Source organism: Antarcticirhabdus aurantiaca (assembly GCF_009765365.1).
GTDB lineage: Bacteria > Pseudomonadota > Alphaproteobacteria > Rhizobiales > Rhizobiaceae > Antarcticirhabdus > Antarcticirhabdus aurantiaca.
Window position 1 is genome coordinate 42,016 of record NZ_VTOM01000025.1, and the last position, 11,856, is coordinate 53,871.

At 71.7% G+C, this 11,856-nt stretch carries 8 protein-coding genes; 4 read left to right on the forward strand and 4 right to left on the reverse strand.

Going from position 1 to position 11,856, the window contains the following annotated elements:
* Nucleotides 1–154: 154 nt before the first annotated feature.
* Together FZN60_RS23680 and FZN60_RS23685 are read left to right on the forward strand one after the other, a co-directional pair.
* The gene (locus FZN60_RS23680) at nt 155–1,582 is read left to right on the forward strand and encodes an APC family permease (RefSeq protein ID WP_246727117.1); all 1,428 of its coding nucleotides are present in this window, start codon (nt 155–157) and stop codon (nt 1,580–1,582) included.
* 155 nt (nt 1,583–1,737) lie between these two features.
* Nucleotides 1,738–2,394 (forward strand): hypothetical protein, encoded by a 657-nt coding sequence (locus FZN60_RS23685; RefSeq protein WP_158875988.1) that lies wholly within the window; start codon nt 1,738–1,740, stop codon nt 2,392–2,394.
* 9 nt (nt 2,395–2,403) lie between these two features.
* On the opposite strand, the gene FZN60_RS23690 is transcribed toward FZN60_RS23685, so the two are convergent.
* On the reverse strand, nt 2,404–5,046 hold the full coding sequence (locus tag FZN60_RS23690; protein WP_158876038.1) for an ATP-dependent helicase: 2,643 nt from the start codon (nt 5,044–5,046) through the stop codon (nt 2,404–2,406).
* A gap of 105 nt (nt 5,047–5,151) precedes the next feature.
* Here FZN60_RS23690 and FZN60_RS23695 point away from each other — a divergent pair, with 105 nt between their 5' ends.
* Both FZN60_RS23695 and FZN60_RS23700 read left to right on the forward strand, forming a co-directional pair.
* Complete coding sequence (locus FZN60_RS23695; protein ID WP_158875989.1) at nt 5,152–6,558, forward strand: FAD-binding oxidoreductase; 1,407 nt, start codon at nt 5,152–5,154, stop codon at nt 6,556–6,558.
* An 81-nt stretch (nt 6,559–6,639) separates the two neighbouring features.
* Nucleotides 6,640–10,752, forward strand: a complete 4,113-nt coding sequence (locus FZN60_RS23700; protein ID WP_255476100.1) for an AsmA family protein — start codon at nt 6,640–6,642, stop codon at nt 10,750–10,752.
* Nucleotides 10,753–10,756: 4 nt separating this feature from the next.
* On the opposite strand, the gene FZN60_RS23705 is transcribed toward FZN60_RS23700, so the two are convergent.
* From FZN60_RS23705 to FZN60_RS23715, 3 genes are read right to left on the reverse strand one after another with little or no spacing between them, the layout of a single operon-like run.
* Nucleotides 10,757–11,005 carry a ribbon-helix-helix domain-containing protein gene (locus FZN60_RS23705; protein WP_158875991.1) on the reverse strand — a complete coding sequence of 83 codons (249 nt, stop codon included), beginning with the start codon at nt 11,003–11,005 and terminating at the stop codon, nt 10,757–10,759.
* The gene (locus FZN60_RS23710; protein ID WP_158875992.1) at nt 11,002–11,202 is read right to left on the reverse strand and encodes a DUF4169 family protein; all 201 of its coding nucleotides are present in this window, start codon (nt 11,200–11,202) and stop codon (nt 11,002–11,004) included. Before FZN60_RS23710 ends, FZN60_RS23705 begins: the two co-directional genes overlap by 4 nt.
* Before the next feature lie 17 nt (nt 11,203–11,219).
* Nucleotides 11,220–11,813: an SspB family protein gene (locus FZN60_RS23715; protein WP_158875993.1), complete on the reverse strand. Its 594-nt coding sequence runs from the start codon at nt 11,811–11,813 to the stop codon at nt 11,220–11,222.
* Between the last annotated feature and the right edge of the window lie 43 nt (nt 11,814–11,856).

Here is an 11,856-nt window from a genome sequence, read left to right on the forward strand (position 1 = left end):
GGACGAGTTCGAGGATACGCATCCTAACCGCGCCCCACCTGAACAGTTCCTGAACATTGCCGTGAGCTTGCAGCCTCCGGTGGCGATGCGAAGCAACCTTCCCTTCTCCGGCAAGTGCGACATGTTTTCGCCACGATCGAGCAAGGGGACGAGCATGGTTGCGAGCGTTGACGAAGCCGGCCGGCCGGGGGCCGCCGCGGGCGGGACGCAGGAGGGCGACCTCCACCGGGTGATGGGGCCGAAGCTGCTGCTTCTGTTCATCGTCGGCGACATCCTGGGGACCGGCGTCTACGCGCTGACGGGACAGGTCGCGGCGGAGGTCGGCGGCGTCGTCTGGCTGCCCTTCCTCGTCGCCTTCGCCGTCGCGCTGGTGACGGCCTTCTCCTATCTCGAGCTCGTCACCAAGTACCCCAAGGCGGCGGGCGCGGCGCTCTACACGCACAAGGCGTTCGGCATCCACTTCGTCACCTTCCTGATCGCCTTCGCGGTGATGGCCTCGGGCATCACCTCGGCGTCCACCGCGAGCCGCGCCTTCGCCTCCAACATGTCGGTCGCCTTCGATCTCGGCCTTGCCGGCTGGGGCGTCACGCTCGCCGCGCTCGGCTTCATGGCGCTGGTGGCGATCGTCAATTTCCGCGGCGTCGGCGAGAGCGTGAAGGCCAACGTCCTTCTCACCCTCGTCGAGCTGACCGGCCTCCTGATCATCATCGGGATCGGGCTCTGGGCGATCATGGGCGGGCAGGGCGACGTCAGCCGCGTCTGGACCTTCGAGCCGGCCGGCGACAAGGGCATGTTCTGGAGCGTCATCGCCGCGACGACGCTCGCCTTCTTCGCCATGGTCGGCTTCGAGGACTCGGTGAACATGGCCGAGGAAACCAAGGATCCGGTGCGCATCTTCCCGAAGGTGCTGCTCGGCGGCCTGCTGATCACCGGCCTGATCTACGTTCTCGTCTCGATCTCCGCCATCACGCTCGTGCCGGCGGCCGAGCTCGGCGAGGGCGACACGCCGCTCCTCAAGGTCGTGGAGGCCGGCGCGCCCGGCTTTCCCATCGGCGTCTTCGGCGTCATCACCATGTTCGCCGTCGCCAACTCGGCGCTGATCAACATGCTGATGGCCAGCCGCCTCGTCTACGGCATGAGCCGCGAGCGGGTGCTGCCGGGCGTGCTCGGCAAGGTGAACCGCGCCCGCCGCACGCCCCACATCGCGATCCTCTTCACGACGCTGCTCGCCTTCGGCCTCATCACCTTCGTGGGCGAGGTGCCGGCGCTCGGCGGAACCACGGCGCTGCTCCTCCTCGGCGTCTTCACCGTGGTCAACGTCGCGGTTCTCGTGCTGCGCAAGGACACGGTGTCCCACAAGCACTTCCGCACGCCGACCTTCCTGCCCGTGATCGGCGCCCTGTCCTGCGGCTTCCTCGTCGGACCCTGGACCGGCCGCGATCCCATCCAGTACCTCATCGCCGCGGTCCTTCTCGCCATCGGCGTCGCCCTCTGGGCGCTGACGGTCGCCTTCATGCGATCGCGCGGCGAGCATCCGGGCGGCTCGATGAGCCACCTCAAAGCGGAGGGGCCGGTGAACTGAGGCGCCGGGCCGTAACCGGGCGAACGAAGGCTGCGCCGCCGGCGCAGCTACGTCGCGAGCCTCCGCCGGGTTCAACTCACGAGGTCGGCATCGGCTTGCGCGGCGGTCGTTGAGGCTTGTGTTGGAGGATACGGATGCCGGACGGAGCCGAGTCTATGGATTTTGCGCAAGAGATGGATAAGCGCCTGCCGGCGGGAATGGGCATGCCGGGCGAGTTTGCGGCGCTGCTCCAGGAGATCGAGGCGAGAGGCTGGACGATGCCGAGCGAGCGCCATCCGGGCGACCGGCTCGGGCTTCTCGGAAGCGAGGCCGAGTTGCAGGACGGCGTCGTCACGACAGTTCTGTTCCGGGGGGCGCCGGAGAGCGAAGCGCGAGATTTCGGGCGGGACTGGTTCGGCGACGTCGTGCCGGACATCGAAAGGCGGCTCGTGCCCTTCGCGCGCACTGGCGGGGACGGGTCCTACGCGGCCTTCTGGATCGACGATGCCGGCGAGCAGCGGATCGTGCATCTCGGATCGGACGGCGTGACCTGCCTTCTCGGGGGCACGCCGCTCGACTTCCTGCGGCTGCTCGCCATCGGCTACGACGAGATCGGCGGCGACTGCCTCGCCGGGCCCCACCTGCCGCCGGACACACCGGGGCGGAACGCGGCCTATCGCGACTGGCTGTCGGCGCGCTTCGGCGTATCGGTGCCGGCGACGGCCGCCGAGATCCTCGGCGAAGTGCCGGACGGCCTAGCGGAGGACTCGGCGGATCCGCTCTGGCGCTGGGTGCGGGTGCGTCAGGACGAGCGGGACGCGGCGGCGCGCTGAGTTGCGGCGTCAGATCGGCGTGACGAAGCCGTCGAGGACGCGCTTCTGGCCGGCCTTGTCGAAGTCGACGGTGAGCTTGTTGCCTTCGACGGAGGCGACGGTGCCGGGGCCGAACTTCTGGTGGAAGACGCGAGTGCCGACGGCGTAGCGGCTTTCCTCCGGGGGAACGACGGATTTCGCGATGAGCTCGCCTGCGATCTCGCGCGGGCCGCCTTGTCTCGCCGAGGAGTAGAGGCCGGCGCCGCGGCTGGGGGGCTGGTTGGAGCCGCGGGCGGCCTGGCGGCCGAGGGCCGGGCCGCGGTCGGGCGTCATGCGGCCGGCGAAGCCCGAATTCTCGGACGACGAGAAGTCGCCGAGGCCGGCGGCCTGCGCGTAGCGGTCGGCCTTGGCCTTCACGCCGTCCTCCTCGTAGGAAATCTCGCGGGTGCGCCCGCCGCCCCAGCCGTCGCCGTAGGAGCCGCCCGATGCGGCGGCCGCGGCCCGGCGGGCGCCGGGCGTGCGATAGCCGCCGCTCGCGAAGGACGCGCCGCCGTCCCAGCGCGAGGCGCCGTAGCCGCCATATCCGCCGTAGGAGGTGTTGGCCTCCATGACCTCGACATGGGCCTCGGGCAGCTCGTCGAGGAAGCGCGAGGGGATCGTGGATTGCCAGAGGCCGTGGATGCGACGGTTCGAGACGAACCAGATCTTCACCCGCTTCTTGCCGCGGGTGATGCCGACATAGGCCAGGCGCCGCTCTTCCTCGAGGCCCGAGCGGCCGCCCTCGTCGAGGGCGCGCTGGTGGGGAAAGAGGCCTTCCTCCCAGCCGGGCAGGAAGACGGTCTCGAACTCCAGGCCCTTGGCGGAGTGGAGCGTCATCAGCGAGACGGCGTCGGACTCGGCGTTCTGCTCCGTGTCCATGACCAGCGCGACGTGCTCCAGGAAGCCGGGGAGGGACTCGTACTCCTCCATGGAGCGCACGAGTTCTTTCAGGTTCTCCAGGCGTCCGGGAGCCTCGGCGGAGCGGTCGTTCTGCCACATCTCGGTATAGCCGGACTCCTCCAGGATCATCTCGGCGAGATCCGTGTGGCGGGTGGTGGGAAGAAGCTCGGACCAGCGGCGCAGGTTGAAGACGAGCGAGCGCAAAGCGTTCCTCGGCTTGGGCTTCAGCTCCTCCGTCTCGACCATTTCGAGGGCGGCGGCGATCATCGGCGTGCCGTTGCCGCGCGCGTGGTCGTGGATCTGGCGCACGGTCGCGTCGCCGAGGCCGCGCTTCGGCACGTTGACGATGCGCTCGAAGGCGAGGTCGTCGGCGGGCTGGCAGACGCAGCGCAGATACGCCATCGCGTCACGGATTTCCTGCCGCTCGTAGAAGCGCGGGCCGCCGACGACGCGGTAGTTGAGGCCGAGGGTCACGAAGCGGTCCTCGAACTCGCGCATCTGGAAGGAAGCGCGCACGAGGATCGCCATGTCGTTGAGCTTGTGGCCGCGCCGCTGGAGCTGCTCGATCTCCTCGCCGACGGCGCGCGCCTCCTCCTCCGAATCCCAGCCGGCGTTCACGGCCACGCGCTCGTCCTCGGGCGAGGAGGTGTCGGTGAACAGCGTCTTGCCGAGGCGGTCCTCATTGTGGGCGATGAGGTGGGCGGCAGCGCCCAGGATGTGGGCGGTGGAGCGGTAGTTGCGCTCCAGGCGGATCACGGTGGCGCCGGGAAAATCCTTTTCGAAGCGCAGGATGTTGTCGACCTCCGCGCCGCGCCAGCCATAGATCGACTGGTCGTCGTCGCCGACGCAGCAGACGTTGGGCGGGGGTGACGGGGCATCCCCCGTCTTCGGCCGCTGGGCGAGGAGGCGCAGCCAGAGGTACTGGGCGACGTTGGTGTCCTGATACTCGTCGACGAGGATGTAGCGGAAGCGACGGTGGTAGTCGGCGAGGACGTCCGAGTTCTCGCGGAAGATGCGGATCGGGTGGAGGAGGAGGTCGCCGAAGTCGGCGGCGTTGAGCTGCAGGAGGCGGTCCTGGTAGGCGCGGAAGAGCTCGCGGCCCTTGCCGTTGCCGAAGGCGCGCGCGTCGCCTTCGGGGATCGTGTCGGGCGTCAGCCCCTTGTTCTTCCAGCCGTCCATCATCTGGGCGAAGGTTCGGGCCGGCCAGCGCTTGTCGTCGAGGTTCTCGGCCTGGATCAGCTGCTTGACGAGGCGGAGCTGGTCGTCGGTGTCGAGGATGGTGAAGTTGGACTTCAGGCCCACCAGCTCGGCGTGGCGGCGCAGGATCTTCACGCCGATGGAGTGGAAGGTGCCGAGCCAGGGCATGCCCTCGACCTGCTCGCCGACGAGGAGGCCGATGCGCTGGCGCATCTCGCGCGCCGCCTTGTTGGTGAAGGTGACGGCGAGGATCTGGGAGGGAAAGGCGAGGCCGAGCGAGAGGATGTGGGCGATGCGGGTGGTGAGCACCCGCGTCTTGCCGGTGCCGGCGCCCGCGAGGACGAGAACCGGGCCTTCGGTCGTTTCGACGGCGGCCCTCTGCTCGGCATTGAGACCGGCGAGGTAGTGCGGCCCGCCCTGCGCCACCGGGCCGCCGCGGGCGGCCATGGCGCGCGCGGCGATGCCGAGACCGCCGGGGCGCGGCGCGGGGGCGCCCTCGGTGGGGGCGCGGGAAGGGTTCGACTCGGGATCCGTCATCATCCCTATCTAATCGATCCTCCGGGGAACACTAGTGGAACATGGCCTTGGCTGGAGGCCGGCGCTTCGTCATAAGGAAGGCGAACTGTAGGAAGGAAACAGGGCATGGCGCTGGCGGACGCGATCAGGGGAACGAGCGAGAGGCGCGCGGGCGCGGCGGTTCTGGCGGCCTTGCGCGAGCGGTTCGGCGAGCGGCTCGCCACGGGCGAGGACGTGCGGCGGGCGCACGGGCACACCACCACCTACCTTCCCAACCAGATGCCGGACGCCGTGGTCTTCGCGGAGACCGAGGCGGACGTGCAGACGCTGGTGCGGCTCTGCGCCGCGCACGACGTGCCCATCGTGCCCTTCGGCACGGGCTCCTCGCTGGAGGGGCAGGTGAACGCGCCGGAGGGCGGCGTCTCGCTCGATCTCAGCCGCATGGACCGGGTGCTCGCGGTGCATCCGGAGGACCTCGACTGCGTGGTGGAGCCGGGGGTGACGCGCGAGGCGCTGAACGCGCACCTGCGCGACACTGGCCTGTTCTTTCCGATCGATCCCGGCGCCAATGCCAGCCTCGGCGGCATGGCGGCGACGCGGGCGAGCGGCACCAATGCCGTTCGCTACGGCACGATGCGCGACAACGTGATCGGGCTGACGGCTGTCATGGCCGACGGGAGCCTCGTGCGCACGGCGCGGCGGGCGAAGAAGACCAGTGCCGGCTACGACCTCACGCGGCTGCTGGTGGGGGCCGAGGGCACCCTCGGCATCATCACGAGCCTGAACCTCAAGCTCTACGGCATTCCCGAAACGGTGCTGTCGGGCGTCTGCGCCTTCGAAACGGTGAAGGGCGCCTGCGACGCCGTGATCCAGACCGTGCAGGCGGGCATCCCCGTCGCGCGCATCGAGCTCCTCGATCCGCTGGCGATCCGCGCGGCGAACATGCACTCGGCGCTGGGATTGCCGGAGGCGCCGCACCTCTTCGTCGAGCTGCACGGCTCGGCCGGCTCGGTCGCCGAGCAGGCGGAGTTCTTCGCCGCCATCACGGCCGAGAACGGCGGCGGCGCCTTCGAGGGCTCGACGCTGACGGAGGAGCGGGCGCGGCTGTGGAAGGCGCGCCACAGCTTCTACTGGGCCGGCATGCTGCTGCGTCCGGGCGCGCGGGCGGTGGCGACGGACGTCTGCGTTCCCGTCTCCCGCTTGTCGGACTGCATCGCAGACACGCTCGACGACATCGGCCGCTGCGGCATGATCGCGCCGATCGTCGGCCATGTCGGCGACGGCAACTTCCACGTCCAGATGATGGTCGACGTCGAATCGCCGGCGGAGATCGAGATGGCCGAGGCCTTCATCGCGCGGCTGAACGGGCGGGCGCTCGCAATGGACGGCACCTGCACCGGCGAGCACGGCATCGGCCAGGGCAAGCGCTCCTTCCTCCAGGCCGAGCTCGGCGAGGCCGTGTCCGTGATGCGGACGATCAAGACGGCGTTCGATCCGCAGAACATCCTCAATCCCGGCAAGATCCTGCCGTGACGCGCCGATCCGCCATAGGCATGTCGGCATCCAGAGGTTAGCCTCGGCGCGGAAAGACTCAGGGGCAGGGAGCCAAGGCAACTGGCAAAGGCATTCGTCGCGCTCGGCGGGCTTCTTGTTCTGGCGCTCCTCGCCCTGCTCGTCGTGCCCCCCTTCATCGACTGGAACGCCCAGCGCGCCGCCTTCGAGGCGGAGGCGAGCCGGATCGTCGGCCGGCCCGTCGCGATCGGCGGACCCATCGCGGCGCGCTTCCTGCCCTATCCGACCCTGGAACTCGCCGACGTCTCGGTGCTCGGGCCGGACGGCCGGGTGCTGGCGACGATCGACCGCTTCGCCATGGACGTCGAGGTGGCCCCGCTCGCTGGCGGCGAGGTCCGCGCCTTCTCGGTGCGGCTCGACCGGCCGGTGCTGTTGCTGCCGCTCGGCGGCGACGGAACCGTCACGCTCCCCGTCTCGGAGCCGGTGCTGCCGCAGCGTGTCGGCGCGGTGACGCTGGAAGCGGTGACGGTCAGTGACGGTCGCGTGGTGATCGAGGATCCCGCGCGCGGGGCGATCACGCTCGCGGGCATCGAGGGGACGTTCGCGGCTGCCTCCGGCACCGGGACCTTTTCGGGCGAGGGCTCGCTCGACGGCGCGGGCGAACGGGCCCGCTTCGATCTGCGGGGGCAGGTCAACGAGGCGAAGAACGGCGCCTCGGTGCAGCTCGCCTTCGATGCGCCGAGCCTCGACGCGCGGCTCGGCTTCGACGGCAGCCTGCGGCTCGAGGCCGGGGTGCCGCGCCTCGCGGGAACCGCGGACCTGCGCCGTCCGATGCCGGCGGCGCAGCCGGAGGTCGCCCGAGCGCCGGCCGACGAGCGCTCCCTCTGGCAGCGCATGGTCGACCGCATCCTGTGGCGCGACGAGCCGGAAGCTGCGCCGGTCGCCGCGCCGGAGCCCCGGACCGAGGAGGGGCCGAGCCTTCGCGCCGCCGGCCGTCTCGACGCCACGCCGGCCTCGGCCGTCGTGACGGACCTGCGGATCGAGGCGGGGGGCGCCGAGCGCCCCTACGTCCTCGCCGGCGGCGGCTCCTTGAACGTGCGCGCCGTGCCGAGCTTCTCGCTGACGCTTCAGGGCGAGCCGCTGATCCTGGAGGCGGAGGGCGCATCGGCGCCGGGAGCGCCGGACGCGCCGGTGGACCCGCCCTCCTTCGCCGGGCGCATGGCGGTGCTGCGCTCGATCCTCGAAACCGTGCCGCAGCCGACGATTCCGGGGCAGGTGGCGCTGTCGCTGCCGGTCGTCTCCGCCGGAGAGCAGGCGATCCGCAACGTCACCCTGGACGCGGCGCCCGTGGCGGGCGGTTGGGCGATCACCAACCTGTCCGCCGAACTGCCGGGCCGCACGGTGCTCGAAGCCGAGGGCGCGGTGAGCGTCGAGGAGGGCTTCTCCTTCGACGGCCACGTGCTTCTCGCCTCGCGCCAGCCGACCGGCTTCGCCGACTGGATCGCGGGGGAGGTCGATCCGGCGATCCGCCGCCTGCCCGTCGCGGGCTTCGACGCGCGGGTCCATCTCGACGAGCGCAGCCAGCGCTTCGACGACCTGGAGCTGAACATCGGCGGCGACACGGTTCGCGGGCGGCTGGAGCGGGCGAGCGGCGCGGCGGGAGCGCTCGTCGCCGCCGAGATCGCCGGCGGACGGGTCGACGCCGACGCGCTGCTGGCGCTCTCGGCCCTGTTCGAGGGCGAGAAGGCCGGGCTCGAGCGGCTCGACCGCGTCGATCTCGACCTCGCTGCTGGGCCGGTGACGCTGCGCGGCGTGACTGCGGGGCGCATCGACGGACGCCTGCGCTACGACGGCAAGCGGCTCGACCTGTCGAGCCTCGCCATCGCCGACCTTGCCGGGGCCGACCTCCGGCTCAACGGCTCCGTCGACGATCCAGGGCCGGAGGCTGCGGGCTCGATCGAGCTGTCGCTGAAGGCGGAACGGCCGGCGGGCTTCCTCGCGCTGCTCCGCGAGCGGCTGCCGGCGTCGCCGCTCGTGGAGGCCCTCGACCGGCGGGCGGGACAGCTCGGACCGCTGGACGTCGCGGGCTCGCTCAGCACCGCCCGCGACGCCGACGGCGCCTCGCCCTCGCTGGTGGTGCGGCTCGATGGCTCCGCCGGCGGCTCGCGTTTCGACCTGTCGGCAGCGCTGGAGAAGGGGCTGCAGGCGCGGCTGACGGGCGGCCGCTTCGGCGCCGAGTTGACCGTGGACAACGACTCGCCCGCCGTGCTGCTCCGCCAGATCGGCATCGAGGCGATCGACGCGGGCGCGCCGGGGCCGCTGGAGCTTGAGCTTTCGCTCTCCGCTTCGGCGGACGGGCCGGTTCTGGCGAGCGGCAGCCTGCGCGCGCCGGACAACGAGCTCTCGGCCGACGGCGAGCTGACGCTGTCGCCGAGCGGCATCGCGGGCGGCGAGCTCGGGCTGACGCTCGGCAGCAACGACCTCGGTCCCTGGCTGCGCACCGGCGCGGTGGCCCTGGCCCCGCCCGTGTCGCTGCTGCCGGCGGATCTCGCGGGAACGGCGAGCTGGACGGACGCGGGCTGGCGCCTCGCCGACGTCGAGGGGACGCTTGCCGGCACGGCCCTGTCGGGCGAGCTGCACCGCGAGGGCGGCGGGGACGCTCTGCTCGGCGGCCGCCTCACCGTGTCCGACCTGTCGCTGCCCTGGGCCTCCTGGCTCGTCTACGGCAGTGAGCCGCGGACGGTCGACGGGAGCGGCGGCTTCTGGTCGGAAGCGCCCTTTCCGGCCGGAGCGCCTTCGGCACTCGCCGGGCTCGGCCGCTTCTCGGTGGACTTCCAAGTGGCGCGGCTCGCGCTCGATCCGGCCGCGGTGGTGGAGGAGGTGAACGGGCGTCTCGACGGAGGGGACGGCTCGCTCGGGCTCGTCGGAGCGCGCGGACGCTTCGCCGGCGGAACTCTGGCGGGCGACGTCGAGATGCGCCGCGCGGCGGGGCTCGGCGGTTTGACGCTGACGGTGGAAGGGCAGGGGCTGCGCGCGACGGCGCTCGGTCTCGGCGAAAGGCTCGGGCCCGACGCGGTGCTTGGTGGCACCCTCGGCATCGAGGCGAGCGGCAGTTCGATCTCCGCTCTCGTGCGCGGGGCGACGGGTGCCGGGCGGATCGACCTTTCGGGCGCCCGGCTCGCAGGCGTGCCGGCCGGCGGGCTCCGGCCGATCCTGGAAGCGGCCGACACGGAGGGCTTCCGGCTCGACGAGGCGGCGGTCGCGGACTTCGTCAGCAGTCAGGCCGGTCCGGGCTTCCCGCTCGGCGCGGTCAGCAGCCAAGTCTCCGTCGACGGTGGTGTCCTGCGCCTGTCGCCGCTGACGATCGCGGGGCCGGGCGCGATGCTCGGGGTCGACGGGCGCCTCGGCCTCGCCGACCTGTCGCTCGGCGCGAGCGCTCGCCTCGCCTTCGAAGCAGGGCTCGACGCCATCGAGGGAGCGAGCCCGGAGATCTCCTACGCGGTGGGAGGCACGCTGGCCGAGCCGATGGTTTCGGCCGATCTGCAGTCGCTCACCAACTACCTGTCGGTGCGCGCCCTGCAGCGCGAGGAGGCGGAGGTCGCCGCCCTCGTCGAGCGGGCGCGGGAGAGCGCGCGGCTGCGGCGGGAGGTGCGCCTCTTCCGCTGGCGCGTGGCCGAGGCCGAGCGGGCGGAGGCGGAGCGACGCAGCGCTGCCGCGGCGGCGCAGCAGCGCCGGATCGACGCGGTTCGCGCCGACACCGAGGCGCGCGTGCGGGCGCAGCGGGAATACGACGAGTCCCGCCGTGCCGTGCCCGCGGCCCCGGCCGCGGCCGTCGAGGCCGCGCCGGCGGAAGCCCCGCCGCCCGCCGCGAGCGAGGAGGCGGCGCTGCCGCCGCAGGCCGCGCCGGTTCCGGAGCCCGCGCCGTTGCCGCTGTCTCCACAAGCCGAGCCGGCTGAGGCGGCGGTTCCGGCCATCGGAAACGTTCCGACGCCGGACGAGCGGCCGCAGCCGCCGGCCGCGGCATCGCGGCCATCGACTTCGCCGCCTGCGACGCGGCGCCGGACGGCGCCGGCCGCTCCGGCGCGCACGCCCGCGCCCGCCGCGCCGCCGGCTCTCGATTTCGACGCTGCGGCCCCGCGCGCGCCAGCGATCCCGCCCGCGGCGCCGAGCGATTTTCCGTCCCTGCCGGGAGTCGAGAACCCGTTGGATTTTTGAAGCGTCAGTCCTGATCGCTCGGAGCGGTCGCGCGAGCAACGTCGCGCTCGGCGATCAGCGTGTCGACGACGAAGAGGCGGATGGCGCTGGACAGGTTGGCCCCGGCGGGCCTGTGCTCGTCGACATGCGCGACGAGCTCGGCGAGCGACAGCGAGCGCTCGCGGGCGATGCGGCTCAGCTCGGCGAAGAACCGGTCCTCGACGCTGAACGAGGTTCGGTGGCCGCGGATGGACACCGAGCGCTTGCCGCTCAACGCTCCGTTGGTCCGTCGGTGTCCGGGGAAAGCCGATGCCCGTCGAGGTGCGCGGCGGCGCGCGCGTCCTCGCTCGCCAGACGCTTCTTCTCGGCCCCGCTCACGCCGTGGCGGGCGCGATTGGCTTCGGCCGCCCTCTCGTCGGCCGCGCGGGCGGCGCGCTTGCGCGCGATGCGCAGGTTGACGACCTCGCCCATCGGCGGCAGCCCCGAAATCAGGTCTTCTTGCGGAAGGCGTCGAGGGATACGACCTCGGCCTTCTTCTCGCCGGCCTTCTCGTCCTTGGCCTCTCCGGCCTCCGCCTTGTCCTTGGCGGCGGGCAGCTTGGCGGGCGGCGACTCGGACTTGGCCGCGGTCTTCGGCTGGAGCTTGGCGGGCGCCGGAGCGGGCGCGGCGAGCGCGGGAGCCGTCGGCGCCTTGGTCTCGGCCGAGGGAGCGGACGCGGTCTCGCCTTCCTTGACCTCGAATTCGAGCTCGAAGTTGACGGCCGGGTCGTAGAAGCCGCGGATCGCCGAGAAGGGGATCAGCAGGCGCTCGGGAATGTCGGAGAAGGAGAGGCCGACCTCGAAGGCGGTCTCGGTCACCTGAAGGTCCCAGTACTGGTGCTGGATGACGATCGTCATCAGCTCCGGATACTTTTCGCGAAGACGCGAGGACAGGCGCACGCCCGACGCCGTGGTGAGGAAGGTGATGAAGAAGTGGTGGTCGCCGGGGAGACCGGTCTTGGCGATCTCGGTCAGCACCTTGCGGATCACGCCGCGCAGGGCGTCCTGGGCAAGAACGTCGTAGCGAATGAGATCCTGACCCATTGCGTGCCCTAATACTCGTCTTGTCTGCCGCGCACCCCCTCTG